Here is a 25,419-nt window from a genome sequence, read left to right on the forward strand (position 1 = left end):
AAAGCATTCAATGTTGATGGATATTTTACGGATTATATTGAATACACAAAAGAACTGCTGCAATAATGTCAGTGCATGTTGGATTAGATGGTGTATAATTGATAATTTGAAGAAGTGAAAAATGAAAAATAAGCATTCTGAAAGTAAAGAAGGTGCAACTTGGATTCACTGAATATGGTTGTGTATTATGTTATACAAATAGGTGAGCATTACTATAAACATACAGATGGTGTAGCCATCTCCACAGAAGATGAGGAATTAGCCTATGCTTTTACGAATCTAGCTGATGCGAAGCAAAAGGCAATAGAGGTGGAAGGTGCTGTAAGAAAAAGAGAAGTTAGTTACGAGGAACTACAAGATCTGTCAGAGCAACATGCAGAGGAATATAGGCAATTGTCAATAGAAGATAGGGAAGCAATTGAAACATTTTGTCAGTACATAATAGATATAAAACGCGATGAAGAGAAAGTTATTATTTGAAATCAATGCAGATAGAGAAATAATCCAAAAAAGATAGAGGGAGGATTCTTATATGAACCTTTCTCTATCTTTTCTATTTTAAACTTCAATACTGTCAAATAGGATTAATTGTATATGAATGTACTACGATGATGGCAGTTATTTTCTAGCAATCCTTTTAGTGAAACTGAAGGGTTTTGGATTTACTATACAAGATGTAGCTTAAGTTTTACTTCTTTCTGCGAATTATAGACTCATTAACTTGGGTCATGGATGAGCATCCTGTTAACGCCAAAGAGGTGTCAATATCATTTATAAAATCCTTTAGAACGTGTCGAACACCTTGCTCCCCTGAAACAGCTAATCCATAGACAAAGGGTCTGCCTAGTAAAACCGCTGAAGCACCAAGAGCACGTGCTTTAATAACGTCTGATCCTCTTCTAATTCCACTGTCTAACAAAATCGGTATTCTACCCTGAACTACATCTGCAATAGGAGGTAAGGCTTCTAATGAAGAGATACAACCGTCAAGTTGTCTACCACCATGGTTGGAGACAATTAGTCCATCCACCCCGTAATCCAGTGCCTTAGATGCATCCTCTTCGTGAAGAATACCCTTTAATAAGATTGGTAGAGAGGTATGCTTTTTAATTGTGCGTAAGTCTTCCCATGTTAAAGAAGGATTGAATAATAAATCTCCTATTTTTTCTATAACTCCCTTGTCATCAGAAGAAGGGCGAGTCTTGAATCTCTCTAGGAAAACAGGATCATTTATATAGTTAGCTGACCCCTTTCCTAGTTTAAGAGGAGAGTATCCATTATTTAAGTCTCGTTCCCGGTTTCCGATTAAAGATGTATCAACCGTAATGACAATAGCTGAGTAACCTGCTTTTTCTGCCCGTTTAACCATGCTAATTGCTAACTCCTCATCCTTAGACCAATATAATTGAAACCAGCGAGGGGTATCTCCAAGATGAGTAGCAATTTCCTCAAGTGAATAAGATGTAAAAGTACTAGCGATAAACGGAACCCCGTGGTAGGCAGCAGCTCGTGCTGAAGCTAGCTCTCCTTCTGGATGAAAGATACTTTGTACACCGACAGGAGCTAATGCGAAAGAATTAAGAAATGTAGTACCTAATATTTTGGAGGAAGTATCCCGAATGCTGACGTCATTTAAATATTTAGGGACGATTTGCCAACTTTCAAAAGCATCTATATTAGCTTTTAACGTAATCTCATTACCAGCTCCGCTATTAACATATGTAAAAGGGCCGTTTTCTATAGACTCAGCTGCCATTTTTTCTAATAGTGAAACAGAATGGGGTAATTCTAGATTAGAAATAGAATTTGTCATTGGTATCTTCCTTTCTTGCATCTTTGGATGTGTAAAAGAGTTTTTTGTCACATTAACTTGATCTTTTGCCAAGGTAAGCTTCTACGACTCTTGAATCTTCTAATAAACTTTGAGCCTCACCATTGATGATTACTTTCCCGGTTTCCATCACGTAACCGTAATCGGCGACTTTTAGAGCTTGTTTTGCATTTTGTTCTACCAGAAGGACTGTCGTTCCATTTTCTTTTATTTCACGAATCATTTTAAAGATATCAGCTACAATTAATGGAGCTAATCCCATAGAAGGTTCATCTAGTAATAATAATTTCGGCTTGGAAAGTAAAGCTCTAGCTATAGCGAGCATTTGTTGTTGTCCGCCTGAAAGTGTACCTCCAAGTTGTTCTTTACGTTCTTTTAAAATAGGAAATTGGGACATTACTTCTTCAATATCTCTTTTAATCTCTTTATCATTTCGATGGTAGGCACCCATTTCTAGATTTTCCATAACGGTCATACTAGATAATATTGCTCTACCTTCAGGTACAAGAGCAATTCCTTTTCTTAGAAGCTGATCGGGTCTAAGTCCAGTAATATCTTCTCCTAGGAATTCTACTGTTCCATGCTTTGGTTTCAATAATCCAGAGATAGTTTTCATTGATGTCGTTTTTCCTGCACCGTTTGCTCCAAGGAGAGTCACGACCTGACCTTGTTCCACTTCAAGGCTTACTTGTTTAAGAGCCTGGATTTTTCCGTAAAAAGTTTCAATTCCCTTTACTTTAAGCAATCTCATCGTCCTCCTCTGCACCGAGGTATGCCTCAATAACTTCTTGGTTGTTCTGAATTTCTGTTGGTGTTCCTTCTGCAAGTTTCTTCCCAAAATTCAAAACGGTAATTCTATCACACAGTTTCATAACAAAGGGCATATCATGTTCGATTAATAGCACGGTGACTCCTCTTTTTTGTACTTTTTTTATTAAATCAAAAAGGCTTTCTGTTTCGGTTTCATTCATTCCAGCTGCCGGCTCATCTAACAGTAACAGCTTCGGGTTACTAGCCAAAGCTCTAGCAATTTCGAGCCTTCTTTGTTGTCCGTATGCTAAATTTTCGGCGATAGTGTCTTGAAACATAGATAAGCCTACTAGTTCTAATAGTTCCGATGCAGCTTCAAGTGAATTAGTCTCTTCTTTACGTTGCGCTTTAGTCCTCAACACACTGTTTAATACACCCGATTTACTCCGGCAATGGCTACCAACTAAAACATTTTCTAGTACCGACATTTGCGAAAAAAGACGGATATTCTGGAATGTACGACAAATTCCTTTATCGGTAATTTTATGTGGTTTAAGTCCAGATATTTTATCACCAAGAAAGCTGATCTCTCCAGAAGTAGGGGGGAACATGTTCGTAATCACATTAAATAAGGTCGTTTTTCCAGCACCATTAGGTCCGATTAAACCGAATATTTCCCCCTCATTTATCTGGAAGGATACATCCGTTAAAGCGGAGATCCCGCCAAAGTTCTTAGTTATATTTTTTAGTTCTAATACCAAGGCTGCCCCCCCTTTTTATCTTTAATTTCTTTTTGAACCAATTTAGTAAAGACACATCAATAATTCCTTGAGGACGGAATGCCATCATGGCAATAAGGACTACACCATAAATCATATAACGGTAATCACTTATAAATCGTAAAGCTTCAGGTAAAATGGTCATAAACGTTGCTCCGAATATCGCTCCCCAGATCAACTCACTACCACCGAATATAGAGAAGATAAGGATATCTACTGCGCGGTGATAGGCAAAGTCAGCAGGACTGATATAGGCCATTACATGGGCATACAAGGCACCAGCAAAGCCAGCTAAAATGGCTCCCTGCGTAAAGGACAGAACTTTATAATAGGTAATATTTATTCCCATGGACTCTGCAGCTTTTTCATCCATTTTAATAGCTGCAAAAGCTCTTCCAACACGTGATTTATTTTGTCTAATAAAGAACCATATGAGTAAAATGTTCACTAATAATAAGGTCAACACGACTAGTAAATAAATAAATTGATTGTTCTTTAACCCAAGCATGTCAGGGTCGAATCCTGTGATCTGAAAGGACTTAAATAGTTCTCTTCCTAGATGTGGAATACCAGATAGACCAATGGAGCCCTGTGTAATAGATTCCCAATTAACAAAGATTACTCGAATAACTTCACCAAAGCCTAAAGTAGCAATGGCCAAATAGACTCCAGATAGTCTTAGCGCAGGAATCCCAATCAGAATACCAAAAACACCTGCCACAACTGCACCCAAGATGATGCCTAAGAAAATTGGAAGATCAAAGTTAATTGTTAATAAGGCAGAAGTATAAGCCCCGATACCCATAAAACCAGCATTTCCTAAAGATAGTTGACCCGAGGAAAGAGTAATGTAAATGCTTATTCCTAGAATTATATTAATAAGAATAAAAGAGACTATTTGTAAATGATATGGATTTAAAATAACACCTAACATCCCATCATCACCTTCCTGCCTCAGCCGTATTCTTACCAAAAATCCCTTGTGGTCGTAAGAGAAGAATGAATATGATTGTAATAAAGGCAATCGCATCACGATATCCGGAGTCACCGTACGCAACAATCATCGTTTCAGCAAGACCAAGAAGTAATCCTCCTGCCATTGCTCCTTTGACATTCCCCATTCCACCTAAAATAATAATTGCTAAACCCTTTAGTCCCATTGATAATCCCATTTGTGGGTTAACTGAGTTAAAGGCCATTCCTACTAAAATACCAGCTATCCCACCAAGTGCAGAAGCAAGAATTACTGTTGTTGTTATCGTTCGTTTCGTATTCACACCAAGCAGACTTGCCGTTTCTAAATTTTCAGCTGTAGCACGAAGAGCTTTCCCAGCTTTCGTTTTGGAAAGCCAATAGGAGAGTACAACCATTAGTGTAATTGATATGACAAATATTAAAATTTGTACAAGATAAATGGTTATAGAACCAACTTGAAATTGAATCTGCGCAAAAGAGTGGCGGAAGGGATGGTTACCGGCCCCAAATATATGATGGGAGAGATTCTCCAATAATATAGAAACTCCGATCGTACTTATTAAAGGAGCAAGATGTGAAACACCCTGTTTACCGCGAAGAGGGCGTAATGCAATACGCTCAAGCATATAACCTAGAATAACTGTGACTCCAATTGCAGCAAGAAATGCAATCCACAATGGCAAACCAAACACACTTGTTATTAGTACCCCAATAAAAGCCCCAATCATAAAAATCTCGCCATGTGCCATATTAATAATGCCAAGTACACCAAATACAAGAGTGAAACCTAGGGCAACAATGGCATAAATGCTTCCAAGTGTTATTCCATTGATTATTTGTTCTAATAGCAAGAAATTTCACCCTTTCAAATTAGGTAAGGGCAAGTTGCCCTTACCTGTATTTGTACAAAATACTAAGTACCTACCTACTTACTCAAATTGTTGGAATGCCCCGTCCTTGATAATTAGTACGGTTGGTTCCATGATGACATCGCCATCTTCATCAAATGAAAACTTTCCAAGTATACCGTCTAAATCCTTTATCTCAGCAAGCGCATCACGAAGTGCGTCTCTATCAGCTTCTCCAGCGTTCTTCAAGCCCTCAGCCATAATATAAAGTGCATCATACGCTTGTGCAGCAAATTGATCTGGTTTATGACCATATGCACTTTCATACTTTTTAACGAACTCTTGTACTTTTGGATCATCCTTTTCACCAAACCAAGGTGTTGCAACTATTAAGCCTTCTGATGCTTCTCCAGCTATTTCGATAACTTGTGGAGAGTTAAATCCATTTCCCCCCACAAAAGGTAAATCAATTCCCATTTTTCTTGCTTGATCCATAATAACCGCACCCTCATTGTAAAGAGCTGAAGCTAAGATCAAATCTGGTTGAAGATCCTTGATTTTTGTTAGTTGTGCATTATAATCTGATTGACCTTTCTGGAAGGTTTCGATTGTTACAATTTCAAGGCCCATATTTTCTGCTTCTGCTTTCATAGTGTCATACCCCGACTGTGTAAACAAATCGTCATTTCCGTATAGAATTGCGACCTTTTTTGCCCCATATTTATTCACTGCTTTTTCTAAAGCAGCGGGTATTGCTAGAGATTCAGGTATCGAATTTCTAAAAACATACTCACCAATCTGTGGAATGCCTGCAGCAGTTGTAGAAGTTCCCATGATAGGAATTCCGTTTATGTCTGCTTCTGGTCCAACAACATTCATTTCAGTGCTTAAAGTTGGTCCAAGTAAAGCTACAATATCATCTGAACTCATCAGTTTTTGAGCAACAGTCAATGCTTGGTCTTGTTTTCCAGCAGAATCTTCAATAATAAGCTCTATCTTCACATCGCCTTTTTCATTAATCTCATCTAGGGCTAAGTTAAATCCATTGGTGATGGCTTCCCCGTATGCTGCCCCAGGACCGGTCATATAGGAAATAACGCCTATTTTTGCTGAAACAGGACCTTCAGATTTTTCACTTGCATTGCTAGTATTCGTATCATCCTCACCACATGCAGCTAACATAACTACCATTAGAACTGAGATTAATAGATATACTCTTTTAAAACTATTTCTCATCTCTCTACCCCCTATAAATTCTTTACCGTACAGTTCTATTAAATCCAATAAATTTCGTAAAGTAAAGTTATTATTTAGAATTATTTAAATTTTCTATATAAAAGTAGATAGTGTTAGATTAAAAGCTCCTGTTTCAAAGAAGACGATCATATGTTTCTGACACAGGGACGCGATTTTAATGAGGGAAATGCTATCTAATAGTTAGTGCTCAAAAAAGCTATTAGTCTAACAGAGGGCACTGAAAAAGTCCTCAAAAGGATATCTTAGCGAGTAAGTGGAACCCGTTGATTTCGGTTCCAGGCGGTCGCATTCCGCGGGGTGAGCGATGAACCATCACCGCCCCTTCGGGTACGTTGTGATGGTTCATCTGTCTCACTGATCCCGCTGGAGTCGCCGCCTTCCTCTCCAATCAACTAATGTATGTCTCTATTTCAGCAAATTGAAAAACGCGAGTTTCTTAGGGCCTCGTCTAACACGCCTGTTGTTTAGGAATTACCTTTTAATGATGAGAGGAATTAACAGTTAAATGTCGAATTACTAATTTATAGTAGGCTAGTAAATTGTCTTTAATCTAATTTTGATCCAAGGGGTGGGAAAATTGGTTAAAATATTTGATTCAATTTATGTAAATAATAGTCAAGAAATTGTTCTCGAATTAAAAGACATTACTCCAAAAGGATATATAGAAAATTATAGAAGGAAATTATTTTGCTCTACAGAGGGGTGCAATGCGAAGTTATCGTTTGTCGCAAAGTCCGGGAATAGAAGTTATCTAAGAACTTGGAGGTATAGCTTACATTCCAAGCATTGCCTGCATTTTTTTGTTAAAGAAGAAGGGGAAATCAGCGGTAAGAGGCCTAATGTACAAATTGGTGTGGTTTATGGTGATCAAATGAATAGATCACAAAAAGAAGCATTTGAATTGGAATTGTTGAGTGAAGAGGAAAGAGTAAAACGATTAGAAGATAAAAGTAGACAAAGAAATAATAGAAATAATCGATTAAGGAAAAGAAGCACATCAGAACAACTCACTATTCATATGAATCTCGATCCTAGTAAGTTAACGGAGGACATACCAAAATTAAAAGCGAGATTGTACAAAAGAGATGTAGACACATTAAAGAAGAATGACTTGGGTCATGCTAGAACGTTGATAGGTAGAATACAGAGTGTAGATTATTCAGAGCAAAATGCAATAGTAAGGATCTATAAAAACAATACGTATATGAATGTGAAATTTGAAAAAGCTTTTTTTGCTTCAGCTCCAACATACAGTAATTTGTTTCTATATATTCAGCGCTTTTCTGAAGAAAATGATTCTGTCATTTTCTGTGCCACTGGTGAAGTTAGAAAAAACATGGATAATGATGAATTTGAATTAATCGTAATTAATAAAGAAGGATTATTAATTCACGGAATGACCTTGCCCTCATTAGTAGCTTCTTATGCGACACAGCAACTTTCATTTTAAGATACCTTCATCATAATACGGAAAATACTCAAGAACTCTTCATTGATAAATTGATTAAGGGTTTGGAGTATCTGTAAGAGCAATAGCTCGTGTAGATACTCCTTATCTTAAAAAGCGACCCTGTGATAAGAAACGGCTTAGAAATTGAAATAGAGGCTTGTAAGAAGATTTTCTAAAACCAAGAAATTTTAAAATGAAAGCTTATTATCAACAAACTTATAATAGATTTATTTCCCCATATAGATTATGCAATTTTAAGTCAAAAAAGTATCTTCAAAGTCAAGTGACTGTGAAGATACTATTAATTATATTGGTGGGTTTTATTCTTCCACTAAATAATGATATATATCGTACTGTACAGGCTGTTCAAGAATCATGTTCATAGTTACAACTGGAATTTGTTTTCCGTTTTTATCGAACATTTCTTCTTCTTTTGGACTGTTTTCTATGATAGAAGTTGTCCCCATGTAGTAGAAGTCAAATCCTTCACCATCGTCTTTTTTTGTGAAAAGGTGGATGTCGAGTCCAGTTTGTTCAGCAGCTAAAATTGCTTTAACTTCATTAGATTCTAACGTTAATTTACTTCTAGTGAACCAACGAAATATATCGGTTGATAAAAATTCATCTCCGTAATTTACACTTGAATCTACTTCGTCCTTTTTATGATAGGTTACGAAAATTGGACAAGTACCATGCTTTACTCGATAGCCATAAATAGTGGAAGAATCGTCCTTTGTCCAATTTAATAAACGACAGGCATCTCTTCGTGAATATTTCTTATATAAAGTAAGTTGGCGTGTTGGATCATACTGAGCGTTTTTAATATGTGCACAAGCGATGATGTCTTCAAAAAAGGCTTTGTAGAATGGATCAAGTAAGCTAGTTTGAATTTCGTCATTAAATTGATATCTACCATCATGCAATTCAATGATAGGTTTAGAGCCATATTTTTTATGGTCATTTGTAATATGGAAGTTTAATGTAAGAATATTTTCAACTGATTCAATGGTTGCATTGTCCATATATGTGCCAAATTCTTTCAGATTATCAACATATTCGTTCTTTGAAATGATGTCATTTTGAATTAGTGCATCTATTAATAGAACTTCATGAATTCTTTTTCCGTTTAAGAACTCTTTTGAAAGCATCGTTAAAACACCTTTTTCATAGTCCGTAATTGTCGGCAATTCTTCTTTCATCTTCAAAAGGAATTCATAGTAATTCTCTGAATATCCAACGATAACCTCGGGGTCTAAGGAATTTTGCTCTATGAAATCATGCATGGTTGGTATTCTACCGAGACGGTTTTTTACCTCCATATAAGAATCCTTTAATATTTTCAAAGTAGATAGATTAGTGTTATTGATGGCATCAAAAATGCGTTTCTTTGCAATTTCCTCAAAGTTAATTGTTGAAACTCCTTGGATATAATCAGTGTTTACTGTTCTACGGCGTACGTTATCTTTATTCATTGATTGATCGCCTGAGAGAGCAATTGGAATTAAGTAGTTGTTTTTATAGTTCCCAATGAAATCAATAATGGTTACATAGTCTTTTGTATCGTGTTTTCGTAGGCCACGCCCAAGTTGTTGGATGAATATTATACTTGATTGTGTCTGGCGCAGCATAACAATTTGATTTAAGAATGGAATATCTATACCTTCGTTGAAAATATCCACTGTTAGAATATATTCGAGCTCGTAGCGTTCTAATTTGTTTATTGCATCTTCCCGTTCTGACTGAGAATTGTCTCCTGTAAGGGCAATAGTTTTCATTCCCTGTGCATTTAGAACATTAGAAAGTTCATATGCTTCATCCTTTGAACTACAGAACATTAAACCTCTTAAATTTTTTCCAGAATATCCATAGTAATTTATTTTTTCAAGAATATGATGCACACGTTCATTTGAAACGAGATGTTGCAAAGTTGACGCGTTATCAATTATTTCACCATCTTTTTCATAATCTGTAACACCAAAATAGTGGAAAGGGCAAAGCATTTCTTCTTCAAGAGCAGCTTGCAGGCGAATTTCATAAGCAATGTTGTAATCAAAAAGTTCAAAAATATTATAACTATCCGTACGTTCAGGGGTTGCAGTCATTCCAAGCAAAAATTCTGGTTCAAAGTAATTAATAATATTTAGGTAAGAATCTGCCCCGGCACGGTGAACTTCATCTATTAGAATGTAATCAAATTCGTTCTTTGCAAATTGTTGTAAGTGTCTGTTTGTAGATATTGTTTGAACAGTTGCAAATAGATACTTGGCATGGATGTCTTTGGAGTTACCTGAAAGAATACCAAAATCATCTTCATGACCACCTAATATTTTTCGGTAATCTTGTAGTGCTTTCTTTAGAATTTGTTCTCGGTGAACGACAAAGAGCATCTTTTTAGGTGCAAAGTTCCGTACATCAAATGCTGACAAATATGTTTTACCTGTACCAGTCGCTGAAATAATAAGACCTTTTTTTGCTCCTGTAGCTCGAAGTGTTTTTAATTGTTCAATAGCAGATGTTTGCATTTTATTAGGTTGGATAGCTAAACTATCAGCTAATGAGTTTGTTAAATATTCTGTGTTGACTTGAAATACATTTGAAGCAGCTTGTTTAACGAATGGTTGTTGCTCATAATTTAAATTATAATTGTTTATCCATTCCTCTGATAATGGGATTGCCTCGTTCCAAGCTTCTTCAAATTGTTTTTTAAAATGATGGATGATTTCTCCGTCTTCTAATGAAGTTAAATAGACATTCCATTCGTAATTAGCCTTTAGAGCGCTATCAGTTAAGTTCGAACTTCCCACGATTAATGAATAATAATCTTCATGATCAAATATGTAGCCTTTTGAGTGAAAGCCTTTAACGCCAGTTAAGCGCACATCTACGTTTTCCAGTTTTAATAGTTCTTTAAACATTTTTGGCTGATTAAAATTTAAAAAAGTTGATGTTAAAATACGACCTTTGATTCCTTTTAACTGAAGGTCATAGAGCATTGTTTTTAGAGTAGCTAAACCACCTTCTGTAATAAAGGCGACTGAAAAAATGAAGGATTCACATGTTTTCATTTCTTGAAGAAGTGTTGATAAAACATTCTCATGTGATTTATTTGATAGCAGCTTTGGTTTGAAATTTCCTGATACGGGGTTGGTTTGATCTATAAAACTCTTATGCAAAGAATTCGTCATTTTGCGGACTAGTTGTTCCAATTAAATCACATCATTTCATTCAAATTTTTCGAACAGATAATTTTGTTTTATGATCTTTTCAACTGCTGGAATATCTGCTGGTGCAAAATCAAGTTTATGTAAGTTGTCGCGTGTTACCCATCTCATTTCAGCATGCTCTAATGCAAGAGGTGTACCTTGTAGTAGTTTTGCTTTGTACGTTTCTAGTCTTACTATCACTTTGTCATATTCATAGGTTGTATCTTCTACTTTTTCACCAACTTCAATTGAACAAGCAAACTCCTCTGCTATTTCACGCTTTAATGCTTGTTCTGGTGTTTCATCATCTTCAATTTTTCCACCAGGAAATTCCCAATAGTTCGGCAAAGACATTTCATGACTTCTTAAAGCGCAAAAGATTTCTTTGTTTTCATTTTCAATTATTGCTCCAACTACGTGTACTGATTTTTTCATTTTACTCACCCTAAAAATATATTTGATATCATTATCATAAATGATTTAGCTGGAAATTAGCACCCTTTGTAATTTTAGTTGTGCAAACTTTTATAAAGAATAATTTAATTTGTTTAATAGAAACGCTTAGGAAATCAATTTGTGGTAACTTTTGTATAGTAATTGGTAGGATTACTAAGTAATCAGATAGAGAAAAGAAGCTCAGAAATGAAAAATCTAAAATAGTCGTTGAAGAAGAGTTCTTAGATTGGAAAATGGTATTTATTTGAACGTGACATTACACGGCCTTCATTTGAAACGTCATTTAAGAGAAGTGGGTTGTAAAGATAAAGTATATATGCCATCGATGTGTTGTATTTCACTAAGCTTGTTTGAACTATAATTCAAATGACGAAATAGTCTCGGAGTAATTAAACAATGTTTGAGCACTGCATTGGCTATAGCTATAAACAAATATCGATTCAAGTTCGAAGACTGGTAATGGGACAGAATACATAAGGCGGCTTTCCTTCAAATAACTGAAAATATAGATATGTCTCCTCCCAAAATTACAGTATAATTTAACCAATCCGTTTAATAAATGAGGTGGGATTCCGTTGTTGGACTTGCTAGTTATAATGCTAGAGAGGGTTGGCATGATAGTTGCGGTTGCTTTCATTTTGACTCGTTTTCAGTTTTTTAAAAACTTAGTGTATCGTGATAAATTGAATCGTAGGCAGGAGATTGCGGCTATTTTGTTCTTTGGATTTTTTGGTATTGTGGGAACGTATTTTGGGGTCGCGCTCGATACAAATACATTGCATTTTAATAGTGTCTCAGCAGTATTGAGTTCAGAGGAGGCGATTGCGAATTCGCGGGTCATTGGTGTAGTTATCGCGGGTCTGTTAGGTGGCTACCGTGTGGGGATTGGGGCAGGGCTGATTGCAGGTATTCATCGTATGACATTAGGTGGCTTTACGGCTGTCTCTTGTGGACTTTCCACCATCATTGCGGGAGCAGTCGCAAGCATTTTTTATCGAAAAGGAAGAGCACTTAAACCGCTTGCTGTGTTTGGTATCGGTGCACTGGCAGAATCTATGCAAATGTCGATGATTTTGTTAATATCCAAACCATTTGAGCAAGCGCTTACACTCGTTAAAGTCATTGGGATACCGATGATTTTAGCAAATGGCGTTGGAACTGCATTATTTCTGCTGATTGTCCATAATGTGATCAGCCAACAAGAGAAAGTGATGGCACTGCAGGCACAGAAGATGTTGCGTATTGCGAATCAGACACTAAGTTACTTGCGCACGGGCATGAACACTGTTACCGCACAAGCTGTATGTAATATTCTATTCCGTGAATTACAACCAAGTGCCGTTGCTATGACCAATCAAACGGATATCCTTGCGCATATTGGGCTAGCTGATGATCATCATAAGGTAGGTAGCTCGATACGGACGGATGAAACCAAGGATGTTATACAACATGGAGAGCTGGTTGTTGTCAATGATGGCACCATACACTGCGATTATCCTGGTTGTCAATTAGGAGCAGCGGTCATTGTCCCACTAATTCAACGGGGCGAAACGATTGGTACACTTAAACTCTACTATCCGTCTGAAAAAGTCATTACGGATGACAATATTGAACTAATCGTCGGATTAAGCTCGCTATTAAGTAACCAACTAGAAATTGCCGAAACTGATCATGCATATCAGTTGGCAAAAGAGGCTGAAATCAAAGCTTTGCAAGCGCAAATCAATCCTCACTTTTTATTTAATTCGATGAATATTATTGTGTCGTTGATACGCACAGATCCTGATCAGGCACGCAAACTACTGACGTCCTTATCCTACTTTTTGCGGCAAAATGTCACAGGGACAACTGCGTCTCAAATAACACTTGAGCAAGAGCTATTGCATGTTAAAGCTTATTTGGAAATTATAGAAGCTAGATTTATAGATCGACTGACCATTTTGTATGAAGTGGATGATCATTTATTGTTTGAAAAGATTCCACCTTTCACATTACAGCCCATTGTTGAAAATGCTATCCACCACGGTATTAACGATATGGAGAATAATAGTGTGGTTCGAATGACAGTTCGTGACCTTGGTGGAGAAATTGAAATTAAGGTAGAAGACAATGGGAAGGGGATACTACCTGAACGACTAGCTGTTTTGGGCAAAATGCAGCTTGAGTCTGAGTCGGGAACGGGTGTAGGATTATTCAATATTAATAGTCGTCTACTAATGTTGTTCGGAGACCAAGCAACTTTAAGAATTGCAAGTAAAGAGAATGAAGGAACTGTGATTTCCTTTAGAATTCCTAAATTGGGGGTTAAAGTCTAATGGGACCAATCAGTGCTTTGATTGTAGATGATGAACGCTATGCACGTGAGGAATTAGCTTATTTACTAGGCAAGTTTCCTAGTGTTCAAGTGTTTGGGGAGGCTGAAAGCGGAGAGGCTGCTATATTAAAGGCATTACAGATCCAACCCGATGTTGTTTTTCTAGACGTCGAGATGCCTAAAATGAATGGAATAGAAGTAGCGAAAACCTTGACAGAGTTAAAAAAAGTACCATTATTCATTTTTGCGACAGCGTATCCACAATTTGCGGTAGAGGCTTTTCGAATTAATGCTATAGATTATTTATTGAAACCGTATGATGAAAGACAGCTAAAGCAAACGGTAGAGCGAATTGAAAAGACATTATATCCTGCAAAATCGGTTGAAAGTACGGAGAAGCTGGGCAAATTAGCGATAGAAACAGGTGGTGATATCGATTACATTTTACCGCAGGATATTTTGTATATCTATCGAGATGACAAAGTAACGAAAATCATTACACAAACCGGTGACTATGATGTGCGGACAACGTTGAAAGAGCTTGAAAGTCGTTTAGAACCATTTTCTTTTTTTCGGATTCACAAAGGGTATCTCGTTAACCTGAAATACGTCAGTCGATTAACGCCGTGGTTTAACGGAGCGTATCAGCTTGAATTGGATGGAGTGGATCAGAAGCTTTCGGTCAGTAGAAATTATGTGAAAGATTTGCGACAGCGCTTAGAATTGTAGAAACCTCTTATCCTTCTATATTTGCATGTTAAACTCTTAAACTTGCATGTTAAACAGAAAAACGCCTATTTTTGAATATTTGCCATAAACTAAATATATGGGGTAGTAAGAAAGAGAGACAAATAGAGGGGGATTCACATGATTACATTTTTTTGCGCAATTGTACTGTTAATCATCGCATATTTTACTTATGGGAAATTCATTGAAAAAGTTTTTAATCCTACGGATGCTCGAAAAACGCCTGCATATGCAAATGCAGATGGCGTCGACTATGTTCCGATGCATAAACAAAAAAATGCGCTCATTCAGCTGTTAAATATAGCTGGAACAGGTCCAATCTTCGGACCGATTATGGGTGCGTTATTTGGACCAGTCGCATTTTTATGGATTGTTTTCGGAGCTATTTTTGCAGGGGCTGTACATGACTATTTAACGGGTATGATTTCAATTCGTAACAAAGGGGCTCATATTCCAGAGTTAGCTGGAAAATTCTTGGGTAATGTTTCGAAACATATTGTAAACGTTTTCGCTTTGTTGCTTCTTTTATTAGTTGGAACTGTATTTGTAACAACGCCGGCTTCTTTATTGGCGATATTAATGGATGGTAAAGTAGCATTGTGGATATTGATTACAGTTATTTTTGTTTATTATTTCTTATCTACGATTCTTCCGATTGATAAAATTATAGGTAGACTATACCCATATTTTGGGGCAGTACTATTGATCGGTACTGTTGGGGTTGGGGTCGCTTTACTATTCTCTGACTATACGATTCCCGAATTGTCATTAACGAACATGCACCCGGATAATGTGCCGATTTTCCCGATTTTATTCTTTACAATTACATGTGGTGCACTATCTGGCTTCCATGCGACACAATCACCAATTATTTCTAGAACGGTCGAAAAAGAATCACAAGGTCGTTATGTATTTTATGGAATGATGATAACGGAAGCGGTTATAGCTATGATTTGGGCAGCAGCAGCAATGAGTTTGTTAGATGGCCAAACATTAAGCGAGTTTATCAAAACAGGCACGCCTTCTGCAGTTGTCAATGAAGTATCTATGACCCTATTAGGTGCTATTGGTGGAACAATCGCGGTACTAGGTGCTGTTGTATTACCTATTACATCAGGTGATACAGCATTCCGCGCTGCTCGTTCAATTATTGCAGATTATTTGAAAATTGATCAGAAAAAAGTAGCAAAACGTTTGATGATTGCTGTTCCATTGTTTGCAGTATCTGCTATGTTAACGCAAATTGATTTCAATATTTTGTGGAGATACTTCTCTTGGGCAAACCAAGCAACTGCAGCTATTGCCCTATGGATTGCGACGATGTATTTGTTCATTAAAGGGAAGAACTACTTTGTGTCGCTAGTGCCGGCACTGTTTATTACTTATATGGTCTTTGTCTATATCTTAAACGCCAAGATTGGATTTAGCTTAGACTTGGAGCTATCCTTCTACGTTGGAATCGTATTAACGGTTGTTTTGACAATCATGTTCTTTATAAAAGCAAAAAACAATAGAGCGAATAAGGTTGAAACGGATGTTGCAGTAGAATAACAGTAAATTGGCTTGAATGAACTCACGGAGAAATGAAACAGTTTCTTTGTGAGTTTTATTCTGCAATTTTAACTTCATAGGTTTATAACATTTGTTTTATCTTTACTCAATTCTAATTATAATCTAATTAAAACTGTCGAGAAAGGGAAGAAAAAGAAGCATTCGATATGGATATGGTAAACGAAATGTTATTCGAAGAATTTTAAAACAGGGTAAGTGCACCAATGAATATCAACACTTTCGAAAAATAATTCTATCAAACTATCTTAAGCCGGGTGTACGATTATTATATAGACGGTCATGTAGGCGATATCAGGCAAATTGATGTGTATAATTGGCAAGCAGGTTATGAGAGGGAAGTAAAGCAACTGATCGTTGACTTATTGCAATCCTATCATAAACGCCGTGCTTCTGTGATGAATTGCAAAAGTGATAGAGATAAGGTATTAAAAATTCGAATCTGTTAGGAGGAAACCTCTTGGAGCTACTAATCATAAGACACGGACAGTCAGAAGCAGATTTACTAGGAGTGCATGAGGGAAGGGCAGATTTTCCTTTAACAGGGCTTGGAGAGCAGCAAGCAAAAAGAATGACTACATATGTAGCAGCACAATTCCCTCCTGATGTAATTTTAACGAGTCCATTAAAAAGAGCGAAAGTCACTGCCTTGTTGCTTCAAGGGGAAGTTGGGTGTCAATTGATAGAAGAAAGAGACTTAATGGAATTTAATAATGGTGTACTTGCAGGGCTTTCAAGGGAAGAGGCAGCCGTTAAATATCCGTTACCACCGAATGGGAGACCTCCACATATTCCGATTGAAAATGGAGAATCAGAGTTGGAGTTTCGTTTTCGAGCAGAAAGGATTTTTCAAAAAATTATTAATCACTACCGGGACTATAACCGAGTGGCAGTGGTCTCTCATGGTGGATTGATTTCCCAGTTTTTAAGAGCGTACCTTCAACAACCGATTTCCAGTCAACATTTTTTTGCCACAGGTGATACCGGTATTCATTTGTTGGAAATTAAAGAGGACAAAAGAGTAATAAGGTTTCTAAATAAACTTGAACACTTAAGTGTAGAGTAAAAGAATTGTCTCAGTATGGGCATGAACCAGCTTGCTTATCGTCCACAGAGTCTAAAAGAGCCATTTCCAATTCTCCAAAAGGAGGTTTCGAAACGGCTCTTTTTCTACACGGATAGTTTTTGTGCTTCCAATGCTTTTTCAAGGAATTTGGCTAACTCCAGCATGCCGTACTTTCCTTCTTTCGCCTCTGCATCACTATTATAATTTGTATTTGTATTAATATCGTAGGTATACACCGTACCATGCTCATCTGAGATAAATTCAATTCCTGCCACCGCTATTTTATTGGCCTGTAAGAAAGCCTCATATTGTGCGATTTGTTCTGAATCAACCTCATGAATGATGTCGAATTTCGGCTTTTCTTCTACTTGTTCGCCGACAGGGCAGAATAGGTCATCGATTTGGCAAGCGTCTGCTGGGCAAAGTTCGAAACCGTTTGATGTATCTACTTTGACGGCATATACAAATTTTCCTCCTACAAATTCAGCGCGTGTAATAAAGGATGCTGGTGCTTTGATATATTCTTGGATTAACGTAATGCCATCCACTGGTTCATCATATAGCTCACTGTTTAAGTAAGCTTTTAAGGCATCAATAGAGTGGAATAATTGTACGCCTAAACCTTTTCCGGCACGGTTATGCTTAGTAATAAAGGAAGCCTTCCCTAATTTCTCTGCGGCTTTTATGACTTGCTCTTTCCCAACTGCACCGATTGTTTTAGGGGTACGAATGCCTGTTTTTTCTAATGCGAGGTACTGATTGATTTTACTTAATTCTAACGACAGTGCCCTTGTGCCATTGAACACTGTACGTCCGTGGAACTCCAACCATTCAAGTACTCCTGCTGTTAGTTCCGGTGCATAACGGTGATTGCGTGTATGGGATGAAGCACTCATTCGACTATAGAAAACACCTTCTGGGGGTGCTACTGTCAAATCTACAATACCCTCATCTAAATGCCATAATTCGTAAGGGAGTTTTAGTTCTTCTAAACGTTTTGTTAAATGGATTGTCCATTCATCATTTTCGTGGATAACATAAATTTTTGACATATTAATGAGCTCCTAACTTTGCTGATCTAAGCTGTTCAACGATTGGCATTACTTTTTCAGAGAAGCGCTGCATTTCTTCCAGTTGCGGAGAGAATTGAAGAATGAGTAGATTCACACCAATTTCTTCATACGCTAATATTGTTTTCGCAATTTGTTCTGGTGTTCCAATTAAGTTCGGACGTAAACCACGGTTTGACACAGAATAATCTTCTAAGCTAACGTTGACATTTAGCTGAGATTTGCTAATGAAGTCTTGATAGCCCGCATAACCTGCGCTATTCTCTTGAACATTTTGAATTCGTGCTAGTTCCACCTGAACCTCTTCCTCCGTATCACGGCAAACAATATAGGCAGACATCCCAAATGTATCAAATGGTGCTTTGCCAAGTTGTAAACGTCGTTCTTTCATATCTTCAATTTTTTCTTGTACTTCTTCAATCGTGCCACCATGCATAACGTATGAGTCACAGTTTTTAGCTATTACTTGTTTTCCTGCTTCACTTTCTCCACCTGCATATAGGGGGATATGTTGGTTGCGAACCGGTTTAGGTGATAAGTACGTATTTTCATATTCGTAAAATTTTCCTTTGAATGAGTGAGGTGTTTGCGTCCATAAGCCCTTTAATACCTCAAGGAATTCCTCTGTTCGAGCATAGCGCTCATCGTGAGCCGTGAAAACGCCGCCGTATTGGCGTGCTTCCTCTTCCCACCAAGCGGAGACAACATTTAGTGAAATTCTACCGCCACTAATATGGTCGATATTCGATGCTGTTTTTGCAAATAATGCAGGATTGTAAAACCCTGGGCGGATGGCGGTTAATATTTCTAGCTTATCCGTAACCGTTGCAATTGCTGCTGTTGTAGACCATGCATCTAATGTAGGGGCTTCCATACCCTTAATATCATTTAAGTTTAACTCTGCAATGAGAGTCATATCATAGCCTAAACTTTCCGCCGTTTGAGCTACTTTTTTAACATAATCAAATGTAGCGGGCATATTTTCATCCTCTACATTACGTAGCCAACCTCCGAAAACTGGCAACCAAAAACCGTATTTCATTTGTAAATCCACCTTCCGCTATTTGATAGAATTATTAGAATAGTAATTATAAAAGATACTACCACATAAAAGATACTTCAACAATGTAATCCGTTTAAATATAGTTGATTAGTTGGTATTATAAGGGGAAATTTCTTAGATATTCGGAGCATTTAAGGTACAACAATAGTGTTCCTGCTAGGCAAACATCAGAATCTTGTTTGGGAGGGTTGGCTTTGTAGTTAAATTAGGCGGATAAACTTCAATAAATATTCGAAATGGGTGTCCAATTATTAGCAATTGTCTATAAATATATTGAAATATCAAGTTAAATATTATATATTATAACGTATTAACTTGCTAAAGCATTAGAGCGGTAATTAGATTTTTTTCAGTGAAAGAGGGGTTTATAACATGGAAGCAAATGCGGTTCTTCAACAAATAGAGGATGTTTATCAAGAGGTAATTGGATGGCGTAGACATTTACATCAGCATCCAGAACTTTCATTTCAAGAACATACGACATCTCAATATGTATATGATGTGCTTGAAAGTTTTGGGGGCTTTGAATTATCAAGACCTACTAAAACAAGTGTAGTGGCACGTTTAAAAGGAAGTAACCCAGGAAAAGTAATTGCACTTCGAGCGGATATGGATGCTCTTCCTATAAAAGAAGAAACAGATTTGCCATTTGCATCTACAAATGATGGCGTAATGCATGCTTGTGGGCATGATGGTCATACTGCAATGCTTTTAGGAGCGGCAAAAGTTTTAAAAGACAACCAAGAAGACTTAAGTGGTGAAGTGGTTTTCATTTTCCAACATGCAGAAGAATTACCTCCAGGTGGTGCACAAGAAATGGTTGCAGCTGGCGTACTGGACGGGGTAGATCAAGTGGTCGGCGTGCATTTATTTTCAACAGTTCCAACTGGTACTATAAATATTCGTTATGGTGCTGTTACGGCAGCAAGCGATGTGTTTGAAATGACTGTTCAGGGAAAAGGTGGACATGCTTCTACCCCAGAATTGACAGTAGATCCTCTTGCGACTGGTGCACAGATTGTAACGGGATTGAATCATATCATTTCACGTTCAGTGGCTCCTTTAGAATCGGGCGTAGTGTCTGTTACAAAGTTTAAAGCGGGTGGGGAAGCATTGAATGTTATTCCGGATACAGTGGAAATTGGTGGGTCGGTTAGGACATTGAGTGCAGAAGTCCGCCAGCTTATCAAAAATCGCATAATAGAAGTCGCAAAAGGAATTGCAAAAGCAAACGGAGCTGATGTAGAGGTTTCTTATACGTACGGCTATGGATCTGTTATGAATGATAAAGAAGTTACAGATCGAGTAGTGGGTGTCCTAGAGGAGCATTTCCCGGAAAATAAACTTGAATGGGTCGACCCGATACTTGGTGGAGAAGACTTTTCTGCTTTTAGTGATGAAAAGCCGGCATGCTTCGTTTTTATAGGTGCTGGAAATGTTGAAAAGGGTATAACGCATCCACATCATCATCCGAAGTTTGACATTGATGAAAGTGCTTTAAAGGACGGGCTGAAATTCCACGTTTATACTGCCCTAACTCTTACTCAAAATAAATAGCATCATAAGAAGGAGAAACTATGGCACAAAAAATAGAGAAAAAGAGAAGGTCATTTTTTGACAAGATGCTCGATTCAATAGAGTTTGCGGGTAACAAATTGCCGGATCCGATTGTATTATTTATAATCCTGTGCGGAATCGCTTTAGTGGCTTCTTTTGTTACCTCATTATTTAATGTATCTGCTGTTCATCCAGTTACTGGAGAAACGGTAAAAGCAACTAATCTTTTGACCGGTGATGGTTTAGTTAATATTTTGACGAACTCGATCACGAACTTCAGTTCATTTGCTCCCCTTGGTATGGTCCTTGTCATGATGATCGGTATTGGACTAGCAGAACAAAGTGGTTTCTTTGCGGTACTTATGAAGCGTGCAGTAATGGCGACACCTAAAAAGCTTATTATTCCAAGCGTAATTCTTATTGCCATAATTGGGAATGCTGCAGGTGACGCGGGTCCGATTGTATTGCCACCGCTTGCTGCAGTAGTTTTGATGGCTTTTGGTTATCATCCTTTAGTTGGTTTAGTTGTTGCGTATGCTTCGACGTTAGGGGCATTTGCAGCAAATCTTATAATCGGAATGTCAGATACGCTGGTTGCCGGATTTACAGGACCTGCAGCACAAACAGTGGATCCAAATTATGTGGCAAATCCAGCTATGAATTATTATTTTATCGCTGTTTCAACTATAGTTCTTTTATTAGTTTCTCTATGGGTTACACATAAATTTACGATTCCTCGTTTTGGTACTTACACAGGTGAAATAGAAGAAATGGAAGCTGTTTCTACAGAGGAAAAGCGAGGGCTTCGCTGGGCGGGAATTTCTACTGCCGCTTTTGTGCTTATTTTACTAGCGTTAATCATTCCTGAAAATGGCCTTTTACGTAACCCAGAAACAGGTTCAATTATAGAGGGTTCTCCATTAATTGCTGGAATTGTCCCACTATTAACGATATTTTTCTTCATCCCGGGATTGTTTTATGGAATTGGTTCTAAATCTATTAAAACTTCCAAAGACTTTGGCAATATGTTAGGAAAGTCTATGAGCACGATGGGACCGTATATTGTATTGGTATTTTTCGCAGCACAATTGTTATCATTCTTTGCGGCTAGTAATCTTGGTCCAATCATCGCAATCAAAGGGGCGAATGTTCTGGATAGTGCTGGGATTACAGGTATTCCTTTAATCGTTCTGTTCATCATTTTTGTTGCATTAGTGAATTTACTAATCGGGAGCGCATCCGCAAAATGGGCCATTTTAGCTCCTATATTTGTGCCGATGTTCATGTATTTGGATTATGATCCAGCATTTACGCAAGCAATCTATCGTGTAGGAGACTCTATCACCAATCCCATTACTCCTATGCTACCGTACTTAGTCTTATTACTATCATTTGCGAAAAAGTATGATAAAAATATAGGTTTAGGAACTTTACTTTCTGCTTTGTTCCCATACACTATTTTCTTTGGTATTGTATGGATCATACTAGTTATCGTGTGGTACTTATTAGGATTTCCGGTTGGACCTGAGGGACCTATTCATTTATAAGGAAAAGCACTCTGTTTACCAGAGTGCCTTTTTCAAATCTTTTTCAAAATTTCATATGTGAGATCTGTTTAGCAAAAAAATATCAAGTACTTTTATGCAACCATGAGTAGCTACTTCACACTCAAGATGTACATAATATTGCCTATGCGTTCAGGATTTAATATAGTTAATCTAGTATTATCCGAAAATTATTTGCAATAACGATATTTACCGAGTGGGGGAATTTAAATGTATAGCTTCAAGAATGATTATGCGGAAGGGGCCCATCCTAGAATCTTACAAGCTTTAATAGATTCGAATTATGTACAAGAAGAAGGTTATGGAAGTGATAGTTTTACTCAAAGAGCAATCGAGCTATTGAAATTGAAACTAGGAAGACAGGATGTGGACATACATCTACTTTCAGGCGGAACGCAAACAAACTTAACGGCAATTTCCGCTTTTCTTCGACCTCATGAAGCGGCAATTGCTGCTAGTACAGGGCATATTTTTACACATGAAACAGGTGCGATTGAAGCTACTGGACATAAAGTCATATCAGTAGAAACGAAAGATGGAAAACTGAATTCTTCTCTTGTAAAAGAAGTTTTGGACCTACATGTAGATGAACATATGGTTAAACCAAAGTTAGTTTATCTTTCAAATTCAACAGAAATTGGCTCTATCTACACTAAAGATGAACTAACAGATTTAAGAGACTTTTGTAAAGAGCAAAATCTTCTACTATATATGGATGGGGCACGTTTGGGTTCAGCGCTATGTTCAGATGATAATGACTTAAAGCTAAGTGACATTCCTGCACTAGTGGATGCTTTCTACATTGGTGGGACTAAGAATGGTGCCCTTTTAGGAGAGGCATTAGTCATTTGTTGTGATTCTTTAAAAGAAGATTTTCGTTTTCATTTAAAGCAAAAAGGGGCACTTCTAGCGAAAGGAAGGCTTTTAGGTATTCAATTTTATGAGCTGTTCCAGGATGATTTGTTTTTTGAATTGGCCCAGCACGCCAATAAAATGGCAACCATTCTTAGAGAAGAATGTAATAATGCTCATTTTTCATTTTTGACTTATTCTCCATCGAATCAGATCTTTCCAATATTGCCGAATGCACTTATTGCGGAGCTTCAAAATAAATACGCATTTATTGTATGGGAAAAGGTTAATTCTACCCATTCCGCAATTCGATTAGTAACATCTTGGGCTACAAAAGAAGAAGAGGTAAGAGCTTTTGTGGAAGATATAAATATCCCTGTGCCGGAAACAATGTAAAATTGTTTCTGGTACAGGGATATTCTTTTAAATCTCTTCTAAAATTCCTTTAACCAATCCTACAAATTTAACTTTTACCTGACTAGCAACTTCAATTACTTCCTCATGGTTCAATGGTTGGTCTAATATGCCACATGCCATATTCGTTAAGCAAGAGATACCGAGTACTTTCATTCCGCCATGAGTAGCTACAATTGCTTCTGGTACTGTAGACATTCCAACAGCGTCTGCTCCTAACGTACGAATCATACGGATTTCCGCAGGAGTTTCGTAAGTAGGTCCGCTCCACCAAGCATATACACCTTGTTGTAATGGTATATTTTGTTCGTTCGCTACTTTAGTGGCAACACTACGAAGTTCCTTACTATATACGTCCGATAAATCAGGGAATCGAGTTCCTAATTCGTCGTTGTTTGGTCCAATCAATGGGTTAGCACCTGTTAAATTGATATGGTCTGTGATTAACATTAAGTCTCCAGGGTTAAAGCTTGTATTTACTGCACCGCAAGCATTAGTAATGATTACATTTTCAATACCTAATGCTTTCATCACACGTACTGGGAATGTTACTTCATCCATAGTAAATCCTTCATAATAGTGAAAGCGGCCTTTCATTGCAGCTACAATTTTCCCGTTTAATTCCCCGATAACAAGCTCGTTTGCGTGTCCAATTGCTTCGGATTTTGCAAAGTGTGGAATCTCGCTATAAGGAATTTTAACAGCGTTTTGTATATCATCGGCAAGACTTCCTAGCCCTGAACCTAAGATCAATCCAATTACAGGACGGTGGTCTGTCTTACTCATAATAAAGTCTTGAGTTTCTCTAATATCTTGAATGTTATGCATATAAAAATCCTCCTTGACACGTGTTGTCGTTAAAAGTTTAATGGAGTGAAGGGATATTGTAAAGAAAACTATACAAAAGTTTATTTGACGTTTTAGAAAGTATTCTATATCATAAACAAGTACCCGAACTTAGTCGGGAGAGGTTCATAGCTGATACCCTCTATAAAAAACTATGGATACATGACGTTTCGCCATGTCCATATTTGGGCATGGCTTTTTTGTTTTTATCCTATATGTTTGCGATAGACTGGTCAAAGGTGCCTCTTTAGAAATTATGTTATTAGGAGGTTTTTATTATGTCTGGCAGAAGCCATGAAGAAGGTTTAAAAGATTTGACATTGTTAGGTAATCAGGGGACGCAGTATTCGTTTGAGTATGCTCCGGAAGTATTGGAGTCAGTGGATAGTCTCCATTCGAATCGGGATTATTTCGTGAAATTTAATTGTCCCGAGTTTACTAGTTTATGCCCAATTACACAACAGCCTGACTTTGCAACAATGTACATCTCGTACATACCGGATAAAAAGATTGTAGAAAGCAAATCCCTAAAATTATATTTATTTAGTTTTAGAAATCATGGCGATTTCCATGAAGACTGTGTCAATATTATCATGAATGATTTAATTAAATTACTGGATCCGAGATATATTGAGGTTTGGGGAAAATTCACACCACGTGGTGGAATTTCCATTGATCCTTGGTGTAACTATGGTAGACCAGGTACTAAATATGAAGAGATGGCAGATTATCGTTTGATGAACCATGATCTTTACCCAGAAAAAATTGATAATCGATAAAGTGAAGCTTCAATCAGTGGGGGTTTTT

At 37.3% G+C, this 25,419-nt stretch carries 21 protein-coding genes and 1 riboswitch; of the genes, 10 read left to right on the forward strand and 11 right to left on the reverse strand.

From position 1 onward, the window contains the following. Nucleotides 1–159: 159 nt before the first annotated feature. Nucleotides 160–480 (forward strand): hypothetical protein, encoded by a 321-nt coding sequence (locus tag FG382_RS11690; RefSeq protein ID WP_142539060.1) that lies wholly within the window; start codon nt 160–162, stop codon nt 478–480. Between the two features lie 208 nt (nt 481–688). On the opposite strand, the gene FG382_RS11700 is transcribed toward FG382_RS11690, so the two are convergent. From FG382_RS11700 to FG382_RS11725, 6 genes are all read right to left on the reverse strand, one after another. Then, entirely contained in the window at nt 689–1,813 is a 1,125-nt protein-coding gene (locus tag FG382_RS11700) for an alpha-hydroxy-acid oxidizing protein (protein WP_142539061.1), read from the reverse strand. Nucleotides 1,814–1,865: 52 nt separating this feature from the next. Beyond that, the gene (locus tag FG382_RS11705; protein WP_142539062.1) at nt 1,866–2,576 is read right to left on the reverse strand and encodes an ABC transporter ATP-binding protein; all 711 of its coding nucleotides are present in this window, start codon (nt 2,574–2,576) and stop codon (nt 1,866–1,868) included. After that, nucleotides 2,569–3,342 (reverse strand): ABC transporter ATP-binding protein, encoded by a 774-nt coding sequence (locus FG382_RS11710; RefSeq protein WP_142539063.1) that lies wholly within the window; start codon nt 3,340–3,342, stop codon nt 2,569–2,571. Before FG382_RS11710 ends, FG382_RS11705 begins: the two co-directional genes overlap by 8 nt. Beyond that, complete coding sequence (locus tag FG382_RS11715; RefSeq protein WP_142539064.1) at nt 3,314–4,294, reverse strand: branched-chain amino acid ABC transporter permease; 981 nt, start codon at nt 4,292–4,294, stop codon at nt 3,314–3,316. Before FG382_RS11715 ends, FG382_RS11710 begins: the two co-directional genes overlap by 29 nt. A 7-nt stretch (nt 4,295–4,301) precedes the next feature. Next, a complete protein-coding gene (locus FG382_RS11720; protein ID WP_142539065.1) occupies nt 4,302–5,186 on the reverse strand; it encodes a branched-chain amino acid ABC transporter permease in 885 nt (294 codons plus the stop codon). 78 nt (nt 5,187–5,264) lie between these two features. After that, entirely contained in the window at nt 5,265–6,419 is a 1,155-nt protein-coding gene (locus FG382_RS11725; protein ID WP_142539066.1) for an ABC transporter substrate-binding protein, read from the reverse strand. A gap of 598 nt (nt 6,420–7,017) precedes the next feature. On the opposite strand from FG382_RS11725, the gene FG382_RS11730 reads away from it, so the two are divergent. Then, the gene (locus FG382_RS11730) at nt 7,018–7,890 is read left to right on the forward strand and encodes a hypothetical protein (RefSeq protein WP_142539067.1); all 873 of its coding nucleotides are present in this window, start codon (nt 7,018–7,020) and stop codon (nt 7,888–7,890) included. A 320-nt stretch (nt 7,891–8,210) separates the two neighbouring features. Here FG382_RS11730 and FG382_RS11735 read toward each other — a convergent pair whose 3' ends face one another. Together FG382_RS11735 and FG382_RS11740 are read right to left on the reverse strand one after the other, a co-directional pair. Continuing rightward, a complete protein-coding gene (locus FG382_RS11735; protein ID WP_142539068.1) occupies nt 8,211–11,096 on the reverse strand; it encodes a DEAD/DEAH box helicase in 2,886 nt (961 codons plus the stop codon). A gap of 15 nt (nt 11,097–11,111) precedes the next feature. Then, entirely contained in the window at nt 11,112–11,528 is a 417-nt protein-coding gene (locus tag FG382_RS11740; protein WP_142539069.1) for a (deoxy)nucleoside triphosphate pyrophosphohydrolase, read from the reverse strand. A 596-nt stretch (nt 11,529–12,124) separates the two neighbouring features. Between FG382_RS11740 and FG382_RS11745 the strand changes: the two genes are divergently transcribed. The 4 genes from FG382_RS11745 to FG382_RS11760 all read left to right on the forward strand — a co-directional run bounded on the left by FG382_RS11745 (nt 12,125) and on the right by FG382_RS11760 (nt 17,245). Continuing rightward, nucleotides 12,125–13,864: a sensor histidine kinase gene (locus FG382_RS11745; RefSeq protein WP_142539070.1), complete on the forward strand. Its 1,740-nt coding sequence runs from the start codon at nt 12,125–12,127 to the stop codon at nt 13,862–13,864. After that, complete coding sequence (locus FG382_RS11750; protein WP_142539071.1) at nt 13,864–14,592, forward strand: LytR/AlgR family response regulator transcription factor; 729 nt, start codon at nt 13,864–13,866, stop codon at nt 14,590–14,592. Before FG382_RS11745 ends, FG382_RS11750 begins: the two co-directional genes overlap by 1 nt. 138 nt (nt 14,593–14,730) lie before the next feature. Further along, nucleotides 14,731–16,161: a carbon starvation CstA family protein gene (locus FG382_RS11755; protein WP_142539072.1), complete on the forward strand. Its 1,431-nt coding sequence runs from the start codon at nt 14,731–14,733 to the stop codon at nt 16,159–16,161. A 478-nt stretch (nt 16,162–16,639) separates the two neighbouring features. Continuing rightward, on the forward strand, nt 16,640–17,245 hold the full coding sequence (locus FG382_RS11760) for a histidine phosphatase family protein (RefSeq protein WP_142539073.1): 606 nt from the start codon (nt 16,640–16,642) through the stop codon (nt 17,243–17,245). A gap of 104 nt (nt 17,246–17,349) precedes the next feature. On the opposite strand, the gene FG382_RS11765 is transcribed toward FG382_RS11760, so the two are convergent. Together FG382_RS11765 and FG382_RS11770 are read right to left on the reverse strand one after the other, a co-directional pair. Further along, complete coding sequence (locus FG382_RS11765) at nt 17,350–18,297, reverse strand: ATP-grasp domain-containing protein (protein WP_142539074.1); 948 nt, start codon at nt 18,295–18,297, stop codon at nt 17,350–17,352. A gap of 1 nt (nt 18,298) precedes the next feature. Continuing rightward, nucleotides 18,299–19,357, reverse strand: a complete 1,059-nt coding sequence (locus FG382_RS11770) for an LLM class flavin-dependent oxidoreductase (RefSeq protein ID WP_142539075.1) — start codon at nt 19,355–19,357, stop codon at nt 18,299–18,301. Between the two features lie 393 nt (nt 19,358–19,750). On the opposite strand from FG382_RS11770, the gene FG382_RS11775 reads away from it, so the two are divergent. The 3 genes from FG382_RS11775 to FG382_RS11785 all read left to right on the forward strand — a co-directional run bounded on the left by FG382_RS11775 (nt 19,751) and on the right by FG382_RS11785 (nt 23,748). Next, on the forward strand, nt 19,751–20,935 hold the full coding sequence (locus FG382_RS11775) for a M20 metallopeptidase family protein (protein WP_142539076.1): 1,185 nt from the start codon (nt 19,751–19,753) through the stop codon (nt 20,933–20,935). Between the two features lie 20 nt (nt 20,936–20,955). After that, entirely contained in the window at nt 20,956–22,482 is a 1,527-nt protein-coding gene (locus FG382_RS11780) for an AbgT family transporter (RefSeq protein ID WP_142539077.1), read from the forward strand. Between the two features lie 228 nt (nt 22,483–22,710). After that, nucleotides 22,711–23,748, forward strand: coding sequence for a threonine aldolase family protein (locus tag FG382_RS11785; RefSeq protein ID WP_142539078.1), 1,038 nt, complete (start codon nt 22,711–22,713; stop codon nt 23,746–23,748). 27 nt (nt 23,749–23,775) lie between these two features. Here the strand turns inward: FG382_RS11785 and FG382_RS11790 are convergent, their stop codons facing one another. Then, entirely contained in the window at nt 23,776–24,594 is an 819-nt protein-coding gene (locus tag FG382_RS11790; RefSeq protein ID WP_142539079.1) for a purine-nucleoside phosphorylase, read from the reverse strand. 133 nt (nt 24,595–24,727) lie between these two features. Then, nucleotides 24,728–24,774, forward strand: a riboswitch (PreQ1 riboswitch). A gap of 116 nt (nt 24,775–24,890) precedes the next feature. Between FG382_RS11790 and queF the strand changes: the two genes are divergently transcribed. Continuing rightward, a complete protein-coding gene (gene queF, locus FG382_RS11795; RefSeq protein ID WP_142539080.1) occupies nt 24,891–25,391 on the forward strand; it encodes a preQ(1) synthase in 501 nt (166 codons plus the stop codon). Nucleotides 25,392–25,419: the final 28 nt, after the last annotated feature.

Origin of the sequence: Psychrobacillus lasiicapitis, assembly GCF_006861795.1 — a bacterium.
Classification (GTDB): Bacteria; Bacillota; Bacilli; order Bacillales_A; family Planococcaceae; genus Psychrobacillus; species Psychrobacillus lasiicapitis.